14 protein-coding genes and 1 pseudogene are annotated in these 21,233 nt (G+C 57.9%); 9 read left to right on the forward strand and 6 right to left on the reverse strand.

Translation table 11 applies throughout. The features are described from left to right. Positions 1 to 144: 144 nt before the first annotated feature. The 8 genes from GGD67_RS14515 (at position 145) to GGD67_RS14550 (ending at position 10,444) form a co-directional block, all read left to right on the forward strand. Positions 145 to 1,239: a nodulation protein NodZ gene (locus GGD67_RS14515; protein WP_283814116.1), complete on the forward strand. Its 1,095-nt coding sequence runs from the start codon at positions 145 to 147 to the stop codon at positions 1,237 to 1,239. Then, positions 1,236 to 1,451, forward strand: coding sequence for a hypothetical protein (locus GGD67_RS14520; protein WP_179733692.1), 216 nt, complete (start codon positions 1,236 to 1,238; stop codon positions 1,449 to 1,451). Before GGD67_RS14515 ends, GGD67_RS14520 begins: the two co-directional genes overlap by 4 nt. A gap of 623 nt (positions 1,452 to 2,074) precedes the next feature. Then, on the forward strand, positions 2,075 to 2,911 hold the full coding sequence (locus GGD67_RS14525; protein WP_179733694.1) for an SDR family NAD(P)-dependent oxidoreductase: 837 nt from the start codon (positions 2,075 to 2,077) through the stop codon (positions 2,909 to 2,911). Positions 2,912 to 3,093: 182 nt separating this feature from the next. Beyond that, a complete protein-coding gene (gene nifA / locus GGD67_RS14530; protein ID WP_179733696.1) occupies positions 3,094 to 4,917 on the forward strand; it encodes a nif-specific transcriptional activator NifA in 1,824 nt (607 codons plus the stop codon). Between the two features lie 564 nt (positions 4,918 to 5,481). Next, positions 5,482 to 6,324, forward strand: a complete 843-nt coding sequence (locus GGD67_RS14535; RefSeq protein WP_179733698.1) for an electron transfer flavoprotein subunit beta/FixA family protein — start codon at positions 5,482 to 5,484, stop codon at positions 6,322 to 6,324. Between the two features lie 1,224 nt (positions 6,325 to 7,548). After that, entirely contained in the window at positions 7,549 to 8,664 is a 1,116-nt protein-coding gene (locus GGD67_RS14540; RefSeq protein WP_246790792.1) for a GFA family protein, read from the forward strand. Further along, on the forward strand, positions 8,661 to 9,326 hold the full coding sequence (locus GGD67_RS14545; protein WP_246790793.1) for a 2OG-Fe(II) oxygenase: 666 nt from the start codon (positions 8,661 to 8,663) through the stop codon (positions 9,324 to 9,326). The genes GGD67_RS14540 and GGD67_RS14545 overlap by 4 nt, the downstream gene beginning before the upstream one ends. Before the next feature lie 536 nt (positions 9,327 to 9,862). Next, positions 9,863 to 10,444: a hypothetical protein gene (locus tag GGD67_RS14550; protein WP_179733703.1), complete on the forward strand. Its 582-nt coding sequence runs from the start codon at positions 9,863 to 9,865 to the stop codon at positions 10,442 to 10,444. A gap of 227 nt (positions 10,445 to 10,671) precedes the next feature. Here GGD67_RS14550 and nolL read toward each other — a convergent pair whose 3' ends face one another. Then, positions 10,672 to 11,778, reverse strand: coding sequence for a nodulation factor fucose acetyltransferase NolL (gene nolL, locus GGD67_RS14555; protein WP_179733705.1), 1,107 nt, complete (start codon positions 11,776 to 11,778; stop codon positions 10,672 to 10,674). 327 nt (positions 11,779 to 12,105) lie between these two features. On the opposite strand from nolL, the gene GGD67_RS14560 reads away from it, so the two are divergent. Continuing rightward, a complete protein-coding gene (locus GGD67_RS14560; RefSeq protein WP_179733707.1) occupies positions 12,106 to 12,396 on the forward strand; it encodes a hypothetical protein in 291 nt (96 codons plus the stop codon). A 452-nt stretch (positions 12,397 to 12,848) separates the two neighbouring features. Here the strand turns inward: GGD67_RS14560 and GGD67_RS14565 are convergent, their stop codons facing one another. The 5 genes and pseudogenes from GGD67_RS14565 to trpD all read right to left on the reverse strand — a co-directional run bounded on the left by GGD67_RS14565 (position 12,849) and on the right by trpD (position 19,517). Beyond that, positions 12,849 to 14,165, reverse strand: coding sequence for a peptide ligase PGM1-related protein (locus GGD67_RS14565; RefSeq protein WP_179733710.1), 1,317 nt, complete (start codon positions 14,163 to 14,165; stop codon positions 12,849 to 12,851). A 511-nt stretch (positions 14,166 to 14,676) separates the two neighbouring features. Then, complete coding sequence (locus GGD67_RS14570; RefSeq protein WP_179733712.1) at positions 14,677 to 14,940, reverse strand: hypothetical protein; 264 nt, start codon at positions 14,938 to 14,940, stop codon at positions 14,677 to 14,679. A gap of 935 nt (positions 14,941 to 15,875) precedes the next feature. After that, positions 15,876 to 16,612: pseudogene (locus GGD67_RS14575) on the reverse strand (M20/M25/M40 family metallo-hydrolase); the annotation flags it as partial. 503 nt (positions 16,613 to 17,115) lie between these two features. Further along, entirely contained in the window at positions 17,116 to 17,640 is a 525-nt protein-coding gene (locus tag GGD67_RS14580) for a flavin reductase family protein (RefSeq protein WP_246790794.1), read from the reverse strand. A gap of 863 nt (positions 17,641 to 18,503) precedes the next feature. After that, positions 18,504 to 19,517: an anthranilate phosphoribosyltransferase gene (gene trpD / locus GGD67_RS14585; protein WP_179733714.1), complete on the reverse strand. Its 1,014-nt coding sequence runs from the start codon at positions 19,515 to 19,517 to the stop codon at positions 18,504 to 18,506. Positions 19,518 to 21,233: the final 1,716 nt, after the last annotated feature.

The following is a 21,233-nucleotide window of genomic DNA, read 5'->3' on the forward strand; positions in this document are numbered from 1 at the left end:
GCTTATGCCGGCATGTGAGGAGGCTAGGCCATCCGACGCACGGGGGGCATCGGACATCCGACTGAAATCAGGTACGTCGACGCAACACCGCTGAAGAGAATACGCAAACTTGAAAGAACGCGGCACACCAGGGATATCGCTGCTATGAAGTTCTACCGACGCAGCTCGCCGGCACCGCGATTTCAGGCCATGAGTGAGATGTCTGCAATGACATCTTCTGTCCACACAGGTGCCCGGGAAGAGGCGATGCAGATGCTTAGTTGTCCGAGGAATGACCGGTTCGTAGTTTCCCGGCGACGTACGGGGTTCGGCGATTGCCTGTGGTCACTGGCGGCGGCCTGGCGTTTTGCAAAGCAGACAGGACGGACGCTAGCCATTGATTGGCGGGGATCTTGTTATCTCGATGAGCCATTCACCAATGCCTTTCCAGTCTTCTTCGAACCGGTTCAAGACATTGCCGGCGTGCGGGTGATTTGCGACGACGAGATCAATCAGTGTTCATTTCCGGGACCATTCTTCCCGGCATGGTGGAACAATCCATCCATCGATTGCGTCTATCGCACGGACGAGCAGATTTTCCGGGAACGCGACGAGCTCGATCAACTGTTCCAAAGTCGGAAAGATAGTGACGCTAACACAGTTGTGTGTGACGCCTGCCTCATGTGGCGCTGCGATCAGGAGGCCGAACGAGAAATCTTTCGGAGCATCAAGCCACGACCTGAAATTCAGGCTCGGATTGATGTTATCTACCAGGAGCACTTTGAGCCGTACAGCGTAATCGGCATTCATGTCCGGCATGGCAACGGCGAGGACATTATGGGGCATGCTCCCTATTGGGCTGACCCGGAGCGCGCCTTGCGACAGGTCTGTAATGCCATCGATAAGGCCAGGGTGTTACCCCACGCAAAACCCGTGAGAGCCTTCCTGTGCACGGACAGCGCGCTCGTCCTTGAGAAGGTTTCGACTATATTTCCCGACGTTTTCACGATCCCAAAACGGTTCCAGGCACCTCAGGCCGGCCCATTGCACAACGCCGCGCTCGGAGCCGAGGGCGGCTTTTCCGCCCTCATTGATATGTATCTCCTTGCGCGCTGCAACACCGTGATCCGTTTTCCCCCGACGAGCGCCTTCACGCGCTATGCGCGTCTCTTTGCCCCACGCGTGATAGAATTCGATTTGAACGATCCGAGCCGATTGATCCTGATTGAAGAATCCCCGCAAGAGCTCGTGGCTTTATGAAATTCGTAGCTCGCCTGATCGATCTGATTGCCGCTTTTTGCATCCAGCAGTATTGGCAGATCTTCTCGGGCCGGCAATTGTCTGCCCAAGGTGATGCTCTGTCCCGAACTTCCACCGGAGAACAGAGCGACGCGGGGTACGAATGTCTTCCGGTGAAGCTCGACGTCGACAACAATGAGCTTACGTGCGGCCGCCGTGGTAAACAGGTGTAACACGTCTTCGTCTTCGCCTCGGGGGCCGCAAGTCGAAGCTAATCGGTGGTCGATCGCGGATGAACATATCAAAAGGGGTCTCCGTTCAGCCGGCGAGTTCCGTCTTGGCGGTCTGTACTCGCTGATGCGAACGGGCGCTCTCGAGATCCACTATTCTGAGAAACATTCAGTTCGCCAGGTCGTGGTCCGGGAATCAATCCGCCCGGCGATGTGCCAGTGCTGGACACAGCACAGCGGGGCGCGATGAAGTTGGCATCAGCAGCACGCGAATCTAACGTACGAAGCTGGTAACGTCAGCTTTCGAGTTGAAGCGGCTACTGGCGGCGGCCGCAATCCTGATCGATCGTTGCCCGACGAGAGGCGCTGGCCACTTTTTTGGCTCTTCTGGTTGTGCGATCAGGAAGAGAGCGCGGCTCGTAGCCTTGTCTTTACGAAGGCGAGTGTGCTCGCGACATTGCGTGGCTGATGCATCATTGCTGTCACAAAGCACACGCACCGTGTCTTGAGCCCGCCAAACATTCCGTGTACGCGACATTAGGACGCAAAACGGAAGGGGATTTACATGCATCGCAGTGGCCCAAATCCTGCTACGCGTGCGGCGCGCATCAGGAGAGGAGGCGGGCGTGGGTCTGGATCTGCCAAATGACGATCTAATCAGAGGCCCGCTGCCCGAAACACATTTGGCTTGCCCCTTTCAGGCCGATAAAGCCCGTGCTCATGGCGGAGAACAGAAGGCGATGTTGCTCACCGGCGCATCGCGCGGAATTGGTCATGCCACTGCCAAGCTGTTCTCGGAGGCGGGCTGGCGCATCATTTCTTGCGCGCGTCAGCCGTTCGACGGCGAGCGATGCCCCTGGCAGGGAGGAAACCAGGATCATGTCGAGATCGACCTCAGCAATCATCGAATGCTGCCGCGCGCGATAAGTGAGGTCAAGAAACGCTTGGCCGGTGCACCTTTGCACGCGCTCGTGAACAATGCCGGTGTCTCGCCGAAAACGCCCGCTGGCGATCGGATGACGTCGTTGACGACGTCGATAGAGACTTGGATGAGGGTGTTTCATCTCAATCTGGTGGCCCCGATCCTGCTGGCGCAGGGTTTGTTTGACGAGCTAAGAGCCGCGTCAGGGTCGATCGTTAATGTGACTTCGATCGCGGGCTCGCGGGTGCACCCGTTTGCGGGCAGTGCCTATGCCACGTCGAAAGCTGCGCTTGCGAGCCTCACGCGCGAAATGGCCCACGACTATGCGCCGCATGGCATTCGCGTGAATGCGATCGCTCCCGGCGAAATCAGGACTGACATGTTATCGCCCGATACAGAAGCGCGTCTCGTGCCAAGTATCCCGCTGCGCAGGGTGGGAACCCCGGATGAAGTGGCCAAGGTCATCTTTTTCCTGTGCTCGGATGCGGCGAGCTATGTCACGGGGGCCGAGGTGCCTATCAATGGTGGGCAACATCTGTGAATCGGCCGGCCTTGGCGACACAGCTGACTTGAGCTGCAGCAGCGGTACGTATGTTCGTCGCTGACGCGCACGCAATCCGTAAAAATGAAATGAAGGCACACCGTAAGTTTACCGTCGTGCCATGAAAAGTTGTCACGGTTCTATGTCATCTCGTCAACACTTGGCGTTAGATCGAGCGTGACATGCAAAACGAAGCTCGCCAACCAGGACAAGGTGCCAGGGAGGATGATCAAGACAACGGAGACCGCCTCATGCTGGATATCCCTTCCTCGCGCGAAAGACCTACCTCGCAACCTGAGCCGGAGGGTAAGCTCTCGGGGGAGCCCTTGCGTGAGAACGCGCTGACCGGCATCTTCGAAATATCGAAAATACTCACTGCTCCTTGTCGGCTCGAAGTCACGATGGCCAACGTTGTTGGTCTTCTGCAATCGTTTGTCCAGATGCGGCACGGCATCGTCTCGCTGTTCGACGACGACGGCATGCCGGACATTACAGTGGGCGCCGGCTGGAGCGAAGGCAGCGACGAACGTTACCGGATGCGACTGCCGCGAAAGGTAATCGACCACATCATCACGACGGACATGCCTCTTGTCGCTGACAACGTGGCCGCCGAGCCGGTATTCAGCGCAGCCGACCGGGAAGTGCTCGGCGCCTCTGATGATATGCCAGTGTCGTTCATCGGGGTTCCGATTCGTATTGATCCGAAGGTCGTGGGTACGCTGACGGTCGACCGTATCCGGGACGATGGGTCGAGTCTCGCGCTCGAGTACGATGCGCGACTGCTCGCCATGATCGCTAACCTGGTGGGACAAACAGTGAAGTTACATCGCTTGTTCGGCAGCGATGGCGAACGACTGATGGCGGAGAAAGACCGGCTGCAAAAGCAAGTACTAGAGCTTAGGCAACCCGCTCGTGAGCGCAAGAAGCTACACGACCATGGGATCATTGGCGACAGTCCGGCGCTGCGCGGGCTGCTCGAGAAGATTGCGGTTGTAGCCAGATCTAACAGCACAGTTCTGCTGCGTGGCGAATCCGGTACCGGAAAGGAGCTCGTAGCCAAGGCCATTCACGAATCATCGTCCCGCGCCAGGCGCCCGTTCGTTAAGCTGAATTGCGCGGCGCTTCCTGAGACCGTCCTGGAATCCGAATTATTCGGACATGAGAAAGGCGCCTTTACCGGTGCGTTCAGCTCGCGCAAGGGGCGCTTCGAACTTGCTGATAAAGGAACGCTGTTTCTTGACGAGATCGGCGAGATCTCAGCTCCGTTCCAGGCGAAGTTGCTGCGCGTTCTGCAAGAGCAGGAGTTCGAGCGCGTCGGCAGCAACCAGACTATTAAGGTCGATGTTCGAGTGGTAGCTGCGACCAACAAGAACCTTGAAGAGGCTGTTGCAAGGAGCGAGTTCCGCGCGGACCTTTACTATCGTATCAGTGTAGTTCCATTACTGTTGCCGCCGCTGCGCGCAAGACGCAGTGATATTCCGCTGCTTGCCAGGGAGTTCCTCAGAAATTTCAATAACGAGAACGGCCGTACTCTGACGTTGGAGGCGAGTGCGATCGATGTACTGATGAACTGCGGCTTTCCGGGAAATGTCCGCGAACTCGAGAACTGCATCGAGCGGACAGCGACGCTGTGCGCCGGATCATCGATCGTGAGAAGTGACTTTGCATGCTGCCACGGCCAGTGTCTTTCTGCGATGCTGTGGAAAGGCACGTCAGATGAGAGATTAGACCAGCCCGCACCCCTAACATCGGTGCCCGCAAAGTCCACCGTTCCGCTGGCTCAAGCGACCCAGCCGGTCCAGTCTGTCGGCGGCGAACTGGCCTCACTGGGGCCTCCCGGCACTGTTCTCGTTAGTGGCGCGAAGATGGCCGATCGCGAACGGGTGATTGCGGCCATGGAAAAATCTGGTTGGGTGCAGGCAAAAGCAGCGCGCCTGCTCGGACTAACGCCGCGCCAGATTGGCTACGCTCTGAGGAAATATGGAATCGAGATAAAGCGGTTCTGAGCGATGACATCGGTCGGAACTGCTATCGCCAAATAGCTATCTCCGATGGGCAATCTGATCGCAATCTGAAGGAAGTGAGTCCGCCCTCGGGGGCGACCTGGCCCGAGCGAAATCACCGCGCCCGCTTGCGGGACTGCTGTCGAACGGCGGGCTCACCTAATTCGGTGAGAGAGGACTTGCGCGCCATGACATACTTGCATCACCTGCGGGCCATGCAATCGCGAACAGGCGGTTGGCTGAACATCTAACAAGCGTCATGCCCATCCGTCGATAAAGCTCGGATAGTGAGCGGCAATGCTCATTGAGGTCAACCGGTCGGCCGCCCGCTGGTGATTGGCGGCGGTAATCTGTCGCAAGCTGTCCTGGCCTCACTCAGCTGGCGTGCCCTGCGGAACAGCGCTGTCGCAGTCCTGACTATGTTAGCATTCGTTCGTCGGCAAGCGGGCTAGAGGGGCGCATCACCCGGCCTAAGCCTCTGTGATGGCAAGCCAATTTCAAAAGGGCAGGCGATGGTACAACACTTGCTGTGCTCTCCGCAGCTGTCGCAGCTTTTGGAGCAACACCGTGCACAATGTCGTCTGCATCAAACAGGTTCCGGACTCGGCGCAGATCCGCGTGCACCCCGTCACCAATACAATCATGCGTCAGGGAGTGCCGACCATCATCAACCCGTATGACCTCTTCGCGCTCGAGGCCGCGCTGGAGCTGCGCGATCGGTTCGGCGGCGAAATTACCGTGCTTACAATGGGGCCGCCATCGGCGGAAGATTCCTTGCGAAAGGCGCTGACTTATGGCGCCGATCGCGGCGTCCTACTCACCGATCGCTGCTTTGCGGGCTCCGACACTCTGGCCACAACGTATGCACTTGCAACAGCCATCCGAAATATTGGTAAGGAATATGGCCCGACAAACCTCATCTTCACGGGAAAGCAGACCATCGACGGCGATACGGCGCAGGTTGGGCCCGGCATCGCAAAGCGGCTCGGCGTACTGCAGCTAACCTACGTTGCGAAAATCAGATCCCTAGATCTCGCCGCCCATACAATTGAAGCGGAACGACGCTCCGAAGGTGGTGTCCAGGTGCTGCACACGAGGCTGCCCTGTCTGATCACCATGCTGGAGGCAACGAATCAGATTCGGCGCGGCGCGATGGAGGATGCCTTGCGTGCCGCGCGTGCCCAAATCGTTAAATGGAGCGCAAACGATGCCGGTATCGAAGACGTCTCCAAATGCGGCCTCAAGGGATCGCCGACCGTCGTCAAGCGAGTGTTCGCTCCCTCTGCGCGGGCTGAGAAGGCGGAGCTGGTCGAGGCCGCCGAGCAACCGGCGCCGGCGTTGATAGACGCTATTTTCAAGCATCAACCGAAGCTCGAAGCCGATCTTGCGGCACTTGTCCGCGACGTTTGATCTGGAGTGTCCTCATCGTAAAGGTCAAAGGATGTCTCAACACCATGAGGCACCCGCGTCCAGTGAGCGCGCAAAGATGTAGCTAGGCATCTCAGCCGGCGACCTGCGCTTTCTGGCCCATAGCGTTCTTCGATTGCTCGCGTTCGCCGGGGACGCATGTTCCCTATGGTCTCGATCGATGCCCGGAGTTGGCCGCGATCGTCAGGCGCATCGACAAAGGGCTGCGCATGCGTCCAGATCCCACTATATAGTCGTGTTCGATGGCGTTGAGTCGACCGCTTCTCGCGTAGTTGTCACGAGCGAAGACGGATTACGTCAGCCGATCGGGATCACCATGCTGGCGCACGAACGCCCAAAGCGCTGTCGCACTGTCCAGGGAGAACCGAGCTATGGGGTACCTTTGGACAAATCTCCGCGTTTCAAAAGCCCTGTACCCGTTGTGAGTGGCGGCTGGCTCATCGCCGTCTGGTGTCCGACGACCGTGCAGCGCTGTCAGGTTCAGTACACTGCAATGACGAGTCGGTCGCGAGCGTTTTGCCAATGTATTCAGACTTTGGAGTGAATGCACGAGTTGGCACGGTGATTGCTGTAAACGTGCAAGAAGACAGCGTGTTGGCGCTCGCGAACGTGAAACATAGCGGCGAGTCTCTTTGAGAAGCTCGAGCCGGCCAGCAGCCGGCATTACGCGCAGTTTGCTGCCGAAGGTCCAAGAGCCAGGTAGATGCCGATAGTCCTTGCAATGCTGTACGAAGCTCATAGCGGTTCGATCAACTGGCAGGAGCAGCAACCGCGAGAGCCTGCGCGGCGCAATATCCGTCATGACTGTGCAAGCGAATGCTGGCCCTGCCCGGAATTCGCGACATCGGACGTTTCGTGCACCGGAATCCGTTGTGGATCGCCGCCGCTCAGTCGATCTACGCGTTCCCTTCGATGCGGGTGAGCAGCACTGAGCATTGCCGCTGTCTGCTACCGCGAAGGTGGCCACCAAGAATGGCGCCTGGATGGTGAACGCGAATACAAGTCCGTCGAAACCAACGAACTCGCGGTAGCCAATAGTGGCCCGGATACGAAGTTGCACCGTCGGATCGTTCTCTCCTCATCGCCAGGGGTCAAATGACATCTCAAGCGTCTCGATTTACACCCGATCAGCCTCCGCAGATATGCTGCGAGTACTTGACTGAGCAAGCGCGAGCCCAATTCGGCCCGCACCCGTTCGCTGTGGAGATGTCCGAGGACCAGGTCGCTAGCCTGCTGCCTGAATATCTCGCGATGTCACAGGCCTTTCCATACTTGCAGGCAGGGTCGCAACGGGATCTCATATTCGATGCAATGGATCAAAATCGAGATCTTGCGAGGGACATTGAACTGACCAGCGTGGTCGGAAATTTCATCTGTTGGGATGAGACGGGCGGTTATGGCCAAATTCTCCAGGGCGGCAAGGCGGCGCTACCCGATATTCTGGTGACTGAGAACTTCCACTCCAATCTGTTTAGAAAGGATGCGTCGCAACTACTCGGCAGAACAATACGACCCAACTACAGCGCCACGACGAAGCGGTACCTACATTCTCTCTATGCCGGATTGTCATCGAAAGATCCCTTAGTGCGTTGCGCCTACATGGTCGCTTTTGAGCTACATGCTGCGGACATGATCCAGTCGCTATGGACCACTCTGGTCAAAACCTTCAAGGCGCGGCCTAATGATCTTGAGTACTTCCGCAGCCATGTCGGCGGAGAAGATCCCGCGGAGAAGTATCACGGAGAAATGACAAGCCGCCTGATTGGCGAACTTGTCCCGGCTGACGGTAATGCTCGCTTTTTGGACGAATTCGATCGAGCCTATCGGCTCAGCGTACATTGGTGCCGCGATATGCTCCGAATCGCCTCACTTAAGGGAGATGATCACTCGGAGATCGAACACCACGGCCGTTGTCACTGTGGTTCTGTCAAGTTCTACGTCAAAGCACCGCGAGAGCTCTCTGCAGTTCGATGCAATTGCTCAATCTGCCAAATGTCTGGATTTCTGCACTTGCTCGTACCCGGCAATAAGCTTGGCATTGAGTGCGGCGAGGAATTCCTCACGACTTATCAGTTCAATAAGAACATCGCTCGGCACACGTTTTGCCGGATTTGTGGCGTAAAGCCCTTCTATAGGCCGCGGTCGAACCCCTCGGGATTCAGCGTAAACATTCGATGCTTGGATAACAGGACCATCGAACGCATAACAATAAGCGAGTTCGATGGCGAGCATTGGGACCAAGCATTCCGCTCGATGCACCAGGACCTGGAGTCCTGCGTCGAGATCAAACCGTGGAGTGAACTTGAATGGCGCGCGCAATGAATCATAAATCTCGCCTGCTTTCAGAAGAAGCTTTGACAAAGTACCGCATAGAGCTGTTGGTGAAGGGGACGGTCGTGATCGGCCCCGAGATATTGTTCACCCAAGATGACTTGGCCAGGCTCGATGAGCTGCAGGCTGAGATTCCCGAAGAAGAAGTGAGGGAGGGAGATGCCGGCGACTCGCACAATGTTTTCGTCAAACGCGTGAGGGTAGACCCGCCCGGCCGCGCTCCTAGCGACGCGAGTGGTGCAGCTCCGGGGCAGATCATGGAGCTACTTGAAAGGAAAGATCGAAGCTTCGCGCTAAGAAAGATTTTGGGAGCCACGTCAGATTACGTGATTCGCCGATGCCAAATGCATCGGATGCCTCCTGGTTCCTTTGTTGGCATTCATCTGGATGCTGCGAGCGACCCGGATTTCGAGTACTCGGTGATTGTGCAGCTGGCGAGGGACTTCGAGGGGGGTGAGTTCGTGGTATATCCAAGCGGGTACGAACACCAGGTACTCCGACCGCCATTTGGCGCCGTGCTTATCACCACATGTAGGCTCCGGCACGAGGTGAAGCCTGTGCTCTCCGGCGAGCGCCGATCGCTGGTCTACTTCTGTTCAAAACGCAGTGGCGCGAACCGCCGGACCATTGAAAGCTCTACCGCTGACGTATGAGATGGGGTGGCTGAAATTGGGCAAAGGGTGAGCTTTCAGGAGAGGGTGGTAGCTTGGCTATCTTGTGCTCAGGCTGTCCCCTCGCAAAGGCTGCCACAATGCCGGTCTGAGGCCACGGCTAGCCTTGTTGCCTGTAAAGGCCACCACGCGTAATCCGAGCTCTGCTTGCTCAGAGTAGTTGTGGCAAGTCATCGTCGCTGCGTCGAACCGACGCGCGCGTCGGCGCGCGATGGTGTACGCGCGCTGCGCGCAGGAAGCCTGTGTTGTCGTCAGGTTCTCGGCAGCTACCAGACTGGCAAACAGCCGAATGCTCGGGGCGAATTTGGGACGGTATGCGCGCGCTGTGGCTTTGCAGGATCCATCAGAAGAGAAGACTCTTCTGATGCCCCTGATCACGCTCGGTCTTTTGCTCGATCGGCCCGAACGGGTGGACTTTACCTCAAACTCGCGGGGGGGCTTCGGCAGTCGGGCAGCGCGGGCCCGCAAGAGAACTTGTCGGTTTCCCCCCGGTAGATGCAACGGCTTTCGAGCAACAGTTGCGGGAGATCGCCAATGCAGGTGACGGCGTGCCGATGCAAGTCTCCATTCATCAAGTTGGTCCACCCTTACCTGAGCGACAGTTCCTTACGGAGGCAGGCGAACACGAATACTCGCAAATACCGCATCGCGGAACGGCTGAGACGATGCCTTCCGTCTCGGCGCGGCAGCCGCGCCGGGCAACCTGGGCTTTCGTTGGCCGCAGCGGCAAGCCTCTCTATTCTGAAGATGCACCGCTTCTAGAGGCGCTGAGGGCGGTACTCATAAAGGGCGGGTTCAAGGAGCGCACCGCCAAGAGTCATGTAGACTTTCTTCTTAGATTGGCACGATGGCTCGTCAAGAACAACAAGCAGGGCTTTTGCGAGGGCGCGCTGGACAGCGATGCAACGGAGTTCAAGAAGGCGGGCGAGCGGGGCATCCTTACCGCCACCCTCGGTCATCTGCGTGCCTCGCAGGCTGGGGCCGGACTCGTACCGATCGCAAGCCGGACTAATCCTTCCGCCGGAGATGCCGACCGGCGGAAACCGACATGCAGGAATATTTCCTCGTTAGCCCGCTTTCGGTTCACCAAATGGTCCTGACATTGGAGCGAGCCGGTCTCATCAGAAGGCAGGCAAGGGCACCCCGCAGCATAGAGGTTTCGTTGTTGCCAAAAGCCTGCCGGAGCTAATCTGACTGCCGCTCGACGCAGCCCGCCATAATCACTGTAGAGCGCGACTACGACGCGCCGGCTGGAGGCTGCGAAGAGCGAACCGGGAGCCGGCTCTCCGATGATCTAGGGGCTTCTGACCGGATTTCGGCTACAGCTCTACTTATGCGCGGGCTGACCCGCTGGACGAAGGGCGCGGGGGGAAGCTCCTAGAATGAGCTGAGACAGATAGGGAATGTCGCGCACGGTTCGGCGCACCATCAGCGTGACGAGAACAATCGCTCCCCCTAGAATACCCGCCACGGCTAACCTGGTTGTGAGATCCGAAGGCTCTGCGTACTGTATCGAATCCATGAGGCGAAATACCGTGCCCTGAATCAAGTACAGCACCAGCGTGCTCTGTCCTATTTCCACGGCGATAAAGCGGACCACTCGATATGAGCGGCCAAATCTCCAGCATTGCAAGAAGAGCTCAATCATGATCGCTGAGGCTGCCGCAGAGCCAAAAAGCATCAGAAGCACGTTCTTCGCCGACAGCATATCTTGAACCAGGGCGAGATTGTTGTAGACGTAAGTGCCCTTCTGCCAGGCTAGAAAACACACCAGTGCCGCTATGCAAAGCGACGCGCTCAAGAGCAGCTTGTAAGAGCGTGTTATGCTCGTCCAGCGGTCTCTCGACTGGGCAAATGAGAAGCCCAGGCAGAAGAACGGGTAAGTATACTTTATAAAAGGAAATATGGAGAATGTCACGGGCGCAAGCGCGACCAGGACGACTGATACGAACAAGATCCAGGGCGAGCAATGATCGAAGACCAAAAGAATTTTAACGAGAAGAAAACAAACAAACGCTGCCCAGATGAACCAGTACGTGCCGGCGACATCGTATAGAAATGGCAAGATGTCACCCGATGCGTCAGGCGCGCGAGGAAGCACAGCCAACTTTGCTGTCTCCAGGAGAGCGTACCAAAACAGCATGGGCAGCAAGAGCTGCATCGCCCGATCGCCGACGGCTTGCGTCAACGACTTTCGCAGCAGCGTACGGCAAGCAAGATATCCGCTTATCGCCATAAAGAGAGGCATGTGGAACATGTAGATCCATTTGAAGCATGGCGAATCCCAGAAGCCTTCATCTCGGTAGAGGATATACTGGATGAGGTGACCGACGATCACCAAAATGATCAGCACTCCTTTGGCGAAATCCAAAGCTAGATCGCGATCGTTCGCCTCTGGCGCACCGGGCGCAGTCGGTCCGGTTAAATTTCGCAATGTTCAATCATTCGCTGCTGCAGCTTTGCCCCATGGGAATCGATCCGACCGATCATTGTGGAGGCAATTGCCATCTAGAGGCTACGCTCCTATAGCTGGCTGGGCACCAATGTTCAATTATAAGGAGGCGGGTGATCGGTATAAAGAAGGAGGGTGCGAGTTATACGAGGGTTTGCCGTTTCAAGTCCACTTTACCACGATCGGCTTGCAGATCGAGCGGTCACCTTGCTGGGTTGCAACCCATCGTCTGCACGTTGGGCGGTGGGCGTTCAAGCACCAACGAATTCGAACTGGTGCGCTTACCCACCTGCCGTCCAGCTCGCTGCTGTGGATCTGACCTCGTGCCACGGACGCCGCAGCGGGCGTCTGCTCGGTGTCACGGAATGGTTGGGCGATGAGCATATCACGGCGGACTACGCGCTCGTGGAAGGAGAGTTGCGACGGAAAGAGCCGGATCTCGCCGCCCAGACCCGATTCGTTCAACCTGCGCAAGTCCGGCTGCTGCGCTTGATCCCGAGCCAGAGCGACCGCGTACAAATCTTCCAGCAGATCGTCAATGATCAGAATGGCAACGATACCGCCAACTTCCTGTTCGTGCCTGTGAACGAGCTGGTGTGACTGGCGGCGGCGCCACGGGTCACTTCTGCTGGCTGATAGGCGCGAGCCTACCGCGCCGGTTGCCCATACTATGACTCCGCCCGATCTTCCAACAGTACCGTTGCAGAACAGCTCGCAGCACTTCTGGGCTCCCGCCTGCAAGCGGCCCGCATGGCCCGGCAGTAGAACGGCCATGATTGCAGGGTCTACGTGGTAGACGCGACGCGAGTGCTGATTGCACGATTGGCGCAACGCGACGCGGCCAGACCATGAGCCGCTGCACCTCGAGCACCTCATCGCCGATCGGCCAGCACTTCAGGAGCGACTTAAGGGTGGTCGCGATGGGAGCTGACAGAGCTCAAGCGAGACGAGGCAGACATTCTCGTCGCGTGGTCAGGTACCGCGCGCGATCGAAAGCAGGGACAAGTTCCGATGGATTGAGGGGTTGAAGATATGGTTCGCTGGGATCTCAATCAAACCATTCGCAGTAGCTGGTGCTGCAGATCGCCGGCCGCGGCCCTTTCGCGTGCAATCACAAGGCACTCCACCGTGCCAGCCTCTTCGTCGGCGGCAAGCGGGATCACGCCCTCCTTGCGTGTGCGGTCGAACAGAAATCCTTCCTTGACCAGACGATCATGTGCTGTCTGGAGGGATCCTGATCGAACATCTCTTACGGTTAAAATAACGTTGCAACCGGAATAGTCGAAGCCCAGCAGCCGGACGGCAATGCTGTGTAACACCGAGCCTCCACCCCAGCGGCCGTTCGCTTCATTAAACAGCAACCGTCCGTCATCAGCGAAGATAGCGTCAATGTTGATCATTCCGCGATATCCCAGATTTCGCGCGAGCGTCACAAATCGGTAGGCATGCGCCTGGGCAGTCAACCATTGCTCGTTCCCGAGGTCGCTTGGAAGCTCAAGTCCTGTCCAGATCAGAGCTCTTTCGGATCGATCCGTGCTTTTGCGCAAACGTATGTTTCCACTGTTCATGAAAACGATCGAACCGTCATCCTCGATTTCATACTCGAGATAGAACAAAGAGTTGGCCAGGTGGTACGACTCCACGACCAGCGTCTTACACGATGCCGTCGTCATCTCAGACCAAAGCGCGTTAGGATCAAACGACGGCCATGGAATCCGTCGGGTATCTCTTGCCCCAGGTAGTGGATCGCTTTCATTGCTGGTCAGGATAACATTTCCGACTCCACCGGCTCCATTGTCCAGCTTTACAATGACGCTGCCGGTCTCGGTTCTGAGGGAAGTGACCGCTCTAAATAGTTCGTTCGAGTCCGTCGTGACAGATCCATTGGGCAGCGGAAGTGCGACGCTTGTCGCCAATTGACGGAAGTGGCTCTTGCGGTTCAACAGATCAGGCCCTCGCTGGAGAGCGAAGTCGTCGCCGGTCTGCGGTATGCCCAGCATGGTCGCCAGGCGTGCGACGCCTTCAGTAGAGTAGCAGGGATATAATCGCCAGGTTGATTTCTGACGAATATGTCTGTTGATTCGCTCAACAACAGTTTTGGAAAGGAGTGTGCAATCATCAAGGACCGGCGATTGGCTGCCGCCTTGAGGTACAAGCAGACAGAGACTCGATGCGTCGAAATCGAGCGTCGCGCCAATGAAGGATAGCAGATCCGCCGGGATGACTACTGGGGAGACTATCAGGTCACCCTCACGAGCAAACCACGCTGAACGGTATGCCGAGTTGGCGGCCAGCGAAAGTTGAGCTGGTGTCAGATCGGTGCCCGACATTTGAGCCGTACCGGCATTCATGATCAGGATCCGCGGCATCCGCAACCTCCGGACATTTGGACGCCATCAGACAGGGATCGCGATGCAACAATGCTGAACTTGCTATGCCGTGGTGAGGCACTGAGCGAGGCTCGATTTGGCGCCGTCCTGCTCCGAGAGAGGATAGGTCGGTGCTTTCGCATCGACCATTGCATCCCCAGAAAATTCGACGTGCTTAAGCTGAGGATCGCGATCCGGTCTCCCCTCTGGACGCCGAGCTGGCTCTTGAAGGCGAGCGATCCCTCAGTCTATCGGTTGAGGATGACGTAGCTGAGAGTCTGCCCTTCGAAATGGATCGCAGTTTTGTCGCGAGCATACGCAGCGTTTCCCTCGTCAGGCTGCAGAGCTCAAGCTCGTCATTCATGCGCCTCTCGCCCGCATGGTACGTTTGCCGCCAGGTGCTTCCGGCGCAACCCGGAATTGGTTGGCGAGGCCCCGACCGCATGTTTCGGTTGGCTTTTGTACAGGCTATCATCACACGGCCTTGGAAGGACCTTGTCTTTCATAATTCTCATGGGTTGCGAACAATCGATATCGCTTGAGGGATCTCGGGCGATTGATCACTCACTCTGTTCTGCTGGGTGGCGGTCGTGTGCATCTGTCCGTAGTGATAGATACACCACGAAGACAGTTTCTTGCCACGTCTTTGGTATACAGGCTCGCCGCACATATAGGCCTCTCTGGCATCTCCATCTTTGAAGCCGATGACGCAACGGCATTGGCCTTCAATATGGTCGATCAACAGGACCTTCTTGAGGCCGTCGGGCTCTTTCAACTTGCTGCTCCATAATGCCAAGCAATATCTTCCGATGCCGCGCTGGTCACGCGGAGCGACAATTGCAGCTTAGGCTCTTTGAGAACCCCGCCGTCTGGCGCACCTTTGCGCGATGGAAATTCCTTGCCTTCACGGGAAAGCAGTCTGAGCAGAGCGGAAAGCCGGTTCGGCGATCTGATCTTGGCGCGGTGTCGCGCCAGAGGAGGGGCTTGGTTCAGATTCGGGAAGGAGCGTCCCCCACTTAGGGGTTTCGGATGGAGGTCTACGTCGGCAATTCTGACCTCGCCGGCTCTCTGGTGCTCCGGCCCAGAACAGCCACATAGTCTTGCTTCCGGAATGGCGAGCCATTCAAAGCTACGTTCGAGCCATAGCGCCGCAATCGGGACTCGCTGCAGCGCCCTTCCGAGCGACCCGCCACGGGGGATAAGAATGACCGACCATGGGGACGGAGATCTGACCAGCTGAGACATTCGCAATCCTTCACAATCCCGGTGGCAGACCGAGATAGGTGCCTACCTCAAGACCGTACAACTTAACGTTAGGTCCGATTCAAGCCCTTTCATGCAGCTGTGTGAACGTAGCCAATCTCTCGCCGCCGGCCGGTCTGGTGTCGCGCGCATTCAGCGCTGCGATTTTCGTCAAGAAGGTTCGTCTCCCTTTCAGATCAGGGTCGCTGCCGATGAGCCCATCGTCGGAAACGTTCCCCTATTGCGACCAAGTGCTCGCTACCTTTGCAGCGGATTACCCGCCTGACCCCCGCTGCCGTCATTGGACAGCTCAGTCACTTCTATCCTACGCTGACATTGCAATGCCAAATCCCGCATCCGACCGTTAGGTTTCGATGAGGTCGGAGGGGGCGCAGCCTGCAGCCCTTAGGGGAGGGCGAGGAACGATCCTGCGAATGTGCCGCGGCCGTCATCAAACGCGCGTCGCGATCACTGACTTCGCCTGGCGCCGAGGTTAGCGGTACAGCTGCCGCGCGCGGGTTCAATCGACGAGATGTAGAGTTGCTCATAATGCGTATGCGCGGCCTTGCCATCGACACCAAGGCCGTCAAGTGTCGCGGTATGCGGCGCGGTGAAATTGCTGTCGGAGCCGCCGCCGCTGAACGCGTCGAGCAGCTCGAACCCAAGCTCGGCGGCGAGCTTTTTGGCGTGTGCGAAAAGTGCGGCACCGGCGCTGGTCTTCTCATATGGCGGACGGTTCAATTCGCCTGATACCTTCACGCTGACGCCCTCGGCGCACGAGGTGATGCCGAGAATCTTCGGCACCAGCTCGCCGGCATGGGCCATGGTCGGGACGCGCATGTCGACTTGTTCATAGGCCAGTTCCGCGACGACGTTGGGCCTGGTGCCGCCGCGGATGACGCCGGCATGACGGTGATACCGTGCGTGAGATCGTTCATCGCCTCCAGCGTCTCGATCACATGGGCGAGTTCCCGGATCGCGCAGCGGCCGTCCTCGGGCCGCGTACCTGCATGCGCGGGAGCGCCCTTGATGATTACGTCAAAGCGCGCAACGCCCTTGCGCCCCGAGATGGCCTTGCCCCCGTCGCGCGCCGGCTCGGTCACCAGTATGTATTTGGCCTTGCGGCCCTCCGCCTTGATCAGCGCGCGCGAGGTTGGTCTGCCGATCTCTTCGTCCGAGACGTAGAGGTGCGTGATGCCGAGCGGCGGGCAAGATCATGACATCACCATGCACTCACATCAGAATCGAGCCCGAAGATCTAGAGAAGCGCCAACCGTTGTGCCCCGGGGCGTGCCTCTGGACCCGACCCTGCTTCGGCAACGAAACTACTCGCCTGTCGATCACAGCTGATCTACCAAAGCTGGTAGTTTTCGACGGGATTATGCGGGCCGAGGCCGTACTGGAGTTGACGGTCTGGTGGGCTGTGGTTGGTTATGATCGGGAATTTACCGCGATATCGGTAAAAACGCATTGTCCTGACCAGGTAACCCGCACGCGTCTTGACGCGGAAGGTCGCAGACCGGCGCAAGCATAGCGCGACAGGCGAAGCGCCGAAATCGCCGGAGCTGATAAGACCTTTCAATACGAGCTATAATCTGTGAAACCAGTCGCAGCCCGGGCAATTGTTCGATGACTGTCGTGGAAGCCACCAGCGATTGAGGCCATCTCCCGTTCTGCTGTCCCGACGGGATCTGCGCAAAGACCGCAGTCAGTCAAGCAGTAAAGTACGAAGCGCGCCCTGGAAGTTGATCAATGGATTGCCATCGCTTTGTCGGGTCGCGATAATTCGTCCGATAAAGACGGTGTGTGTGCCAAGCACCTTGTGGTCATACAACACGCATTCGAGCGCGCAAAATGCGTTGGGCAATAGCGGCACATCGAGGACGCCCTGATCCCAGGGCGCGGTATCGAAGCGGTGAACGCCTTTCGCCCCCTGCTCACCGCCAAAACGCAGGGCAAGGTCCTCCTGGTCACTGCGGAGAACACTGACTCCAAAGCTGCCGTTGGCAAGGATGTCATCATGTGCCTCGGAGCGGGCATTGATGCCAACGACCAGGCACGGCGGCTCCATGCAGATGGACGTAACAGAACTCACCGTCAGTCCACGTCGTCCGGCTGCCGTCCCGGTCGTCACGATGGCGACACCGCACGCCAGGCTCTGCATGGCATGGCGGAACTCTGCCGGTTGAATAGACGGCATTTCCCGAATCGCAGGAGGGAACTGGTGGCTCATGATCAGCCTCTTTAGTTGATCCCCACTTCTAGTGTCTCCATACCCAGAGACGACTTTGATGCCATTGGGCCTGTAATGGGGTACCCGGTGTCGAAATCGCGTGATAAGTCGACTCAGATTGAGACCGGGTATGATTTCGATGTCCTCCGGATCAGCTACTTACGGTCATGACCGGATGGACGTGCAATATCTCGGCGCGTTACGCCCGGGCAGCGGCAGAACTGAGAATTGCGGCCGCCAATGTTTCAACAGGGCCGCCATAAACAGCAAACCGTGCTGAGCAACCCGGCGACGCGCCAGTGCACATGGAGCGGTGGTCGCAATCCGACCAACTCGACTGGTCGCCGGGCTTCGTGCGGACGGGATGATGCCGATTGCGGTACCGGCGCGCGCCTGCCAGAGCTTCTCCGCATGTAGACCGCATCGGCGCACCTAATTTACTTTTAGGAGAACACGTTTTTTTGCCTCGAGAAGATGCTCATCGAGCGTCGCGTGCAGCGCACCCCGGAGCTCCGGCGGGATTGAGCTATCTGTATCGATCAATTCCCGAAACTTGCGAATGATGTGTTCTATCACTGCAATAGATCCGAGTGTTTCAATCCTTTGCCAGGACATATCATCTCCTTCGCGCAGCGCGTTTCGTCCCGGGTTCTCACCTCGGCAGCCCGGACTGCAACAGGCTCTCGTCGATAAGAAAGTTGGCTCTCGCGCCCCGTGCTCAGCCTTGCTTGCGTCTGGCCGAGCGCAGGCGCCGCACGCTCCTTGAAATGCCGCAGAAGTGACGTGCATTCGTGGCTGCCATATTTTCGCGCTCGTGAGCAGCAAACTTGGTCGCAATACTGGATCATCGGGCGGCTCGGCTGTCAGGCGTTCGAAACCGCGATCAGGCGCTTCAGTCGAGCGGCTGCGGCGCCGCGATCAAGTGATTCTTGTCCAAGTGCTATGCCTTCCTTCAGTGTCGAGGCCCGCCCCGCCACGACCAACGCCGCCGACGCGTTCAAAAGCGCGGCGTCGCGAAATGGACCTGGTACGCCGTCAAGAACATTTTGCAGCGCAACGGCGTTAGTCTTGGCATCACGGCTCTCCAGCGCGTCGTTGCGGCAGCGGGGGAGTCCGGCTTGTTCCGGCGTCACTTCGAAGGTGCGGACTGTACCCGCCTCAAGCGCAGCAACAAACGTTGGGCCGGTGAGGGTTATTTCGTCGAGCCCGTCCGAGCCATGAACAACCCATACCGACTCCGCACCAAGGTTCTTCAAGACGTACGCCAGAGGCTGCACCCATTCGGGAGACAATACCCCAACGATCTGCCGCTTGACCCCTGCCGGGTTGCACAGAGGCTCGATCAGATTAAAGATGGTATGGGTTCCAACTGCGGTCCGGATCTGCCCGATGCGCTGCATCGCCGGATAATGGGCTGACGCAAACATGAAGCCGATGTCGGCTTCCTGCACGCAACGTGCGATAGCCGCAGGCTTGAGATCGACCTTCACACCGAGGCGCGCCAACACGTCTGCGGCGCTTGAACCCGAAGACGTAGCGCGGTTGGCATGCTTGGCCACAGGAATGCCGGCCCCGGCGACTATGAAAGAAGCACACGTCGACACCTTGACCGAATACATAAGGGACTCGCTCGTGCCAGCGAGGCCGACAGGGTCGCATGTCGCCTCGACCCGCGGCATTCTATTCCGCATCGCCGAGGCGGCGCCGGTGACTTCTTCGACCGTCTCGCCCCGGACCCGCATCCCCATCAACAAGGCACCGATTTGCGAGGGAGTTGCGTAACCCGACATCATGCTGTCGAAGGCTGACGCAGTTTCCTCACGCGTCAGAGTGGCGCCCGTGGCAACTTTTCCGATGATCGATTTAAGCACTTCCATCGAACTTTACACGTTCCCTGAGACCCGGCACCGATTGCCTTGATGAAGTAGCCCGCCGCACGCGGCATGGTCTCATTGACGCTTGAAGGCGGCGGTCGGTTGAGTGTGGACACACGTGGCGAGGTTACAACCTGACGCTACGTGAGGGTCAAGCTCTCCGTTCCGGTGGCCGTCGAGAGGAGATCGTCGGCCAGTTAGAACACCGCAGTTGCTTGTCGCGGAATCGATGACACTGTCTGGCGCCCGCTTGCCGCGTCCGCAGCGGCCTCTTTACCGCGGTGTTCCGGCCGGATCACCGCATCCTTCAAAGCCTTTTAGCCTTCCGGGACCGTTGTGGTGAAGCGTTGAAGCGGCTTCCTCTCCCTTCTTCGAGTCTGTCGGTGCTGGGTAGATCGAGCCCGATCTCAGCTGGCTCTACAAATTAACCCCACCTGATCGTAAATGAAGGAAACGACAGGCCGCCGCATCGTCACTTCGAGTCGCTGCTTTTCTTGCCAGTGTCTCGCACGGAGATCACGTAGCGACATCGCTGACTGAGGCTAGCTTGCTTGGATCTAAGGCAGGCAGTGATAGCGGTGCGATCTGGTATGTGGCTGCTACAAAGGCGGAACACGTCCTCCATGCAAGCCTCTTTCTCTTCTGCGGTGGGCGTTTGATCGCGTGCGTTGACCGGCCCGGGGATTACAGCTGTCATTGCGACGACAAGAGCGCTGGCGCAGTGGCAGATTGTGAGGCGCGAAGTCGACTGACTTCGTTGATATTGAGTCATGATATCCGTTCAACTCCGTGTGGCTGCGTTATTGTTCTTCCTGCGCGAAGCGCAACATGACGTGTCAACCGGGAAACAGGCCTGAACTGCTTGAGGACGGTGCCGACATGCTCGTTCTTCCGCTTTTGCGGTCCGTACGGTGCTGGTCATCTGTCCGGCAGGACAGAAACGACACCAGCCGTAGTGGCGGAGCACCACGAAGAGTACAAGCGCTGTCGGCTGAGCTGGCCCCGCAAGTCATCATTCTGGAGCTTCCAGTGGTTCGGTGCATGCCTGGATGTCGCGAGGCATTGCTTGGGCCTGACATGTGCTTGGGTACTCTGGCTCACCCTACCGCCAATCGACTTAAGACGCCGTAGCTGGCGCGACGCCGGCTTGAAGGGCCCGGGCCAGCTATCGCGGGGCAGAGAGAGCAGGAAAAAGCGCAGGTGCGCCCAAGCCACTGTTGATGATGCATTCGATCGTTCAGAGCAAACCATGATGGCGCGCGCCTAGACTATGTTTGGTGTAATCGCGCCTGTGTTCCGCTATGTGTGAAGACCTTGGGTGCGGTATCTGGGATGGAGCCTCCATCGTCCGTTCCGCCGAGGCTACGGTGATGGGAGCGCCTGCCGTGCAGAGCTCGAAACGCGCGATTTCGTCCAGCCGCGACATGAATAGCTCCGACGCAACGCGGACAAGGATGCACCTGGAGGATCTTATCGTCCTGATCGAGTCGCGCCAGGTGAGTTTAGATGTCTGAAACATTCGCGATTCTCATGACGTGTTCGGAACGGTCTGGATTGTCGGACGTGGTTCCCGCTTGTCGAGGATCGTACAATCTAACGCTACGTGCGGTTCAAGCCCCTTCGTGCGTCTGATCGTCTGAGGACGTCGGGGCTGTGCATTCTTCGTACGAGCCTCGGCCGCAACGCCGACCGGTGTTTCAGAATAGCGGCTGTGCATGG

Source organism: Bradyrhizobium sp. IAR9 (assembly GCF_013408065.1).
Lineage (GTDB): Bacteria > Pseudomonadota > Alphaproteobacteria > Rhizobiales > Xanthobacteraceae > Bradyrhizobium.

Excerpts from the sequence above, each read along its gene's own strand:
- trpD (WP_179733714.1), bottom strand. The coding sequence starts at position 19,517 with ATGGAAGTGCTTAAATCGATCATCGGAAAAGTTGCCACGGGCGCCACT.
- GGD67_RS14580 (WP_246790794.1), bottom strand. The coding sequence starts at position 17,640 with ATGAGCCACCAGTTCCCTCCTGCGATTCGGGAAATGCCGTCTATTCAA.
- GGD67_RS14520 (WP_179733692.1), top strand. The coding sequence starts at position 1,236 with ATGAAATTCGTAGCTCGCCTGATCGATCTGATTGCCGCTTTTTGCATC.
- GGD67_RS14540 (WP_246790792.1), top strand. The coding sequence starts at position 7,549 with ATGTCCGAGGACCAGGTCGCTAGCCTGCTGCCTGAATATCTCGCGATG.
- GGD67_RS14515 (WP_283814116.1), top strand. The coding sequence starts at position 145 with ATGAAGTTCTACCGACGCAGCTCGCCGGCACCGCGATTTCAGGCCATG.
- GGD67_RS14565 (WP_179733710.1), bottom strand. The coding sequence starts at position 14,165 with ATGCCGCGGATCCTGATCATGAATGCCGGTACGGCTCAAATGTCGGGC.
- nifA (WP_179733696.1), top strand. The coding sequence starts at position 3,094 with ATGCAAAACGAAGCTCGCCAACCAGGACAAGGTGCCAGGGAGGATGAT.
- GGD67_RS14545 (WP_246790793.1), top strand. The coding sequence starts at position 8,661 with ATGAATCATAAATCTCGCCTGCTTTCAGAAGAAGCTTTGACAAAGTAC.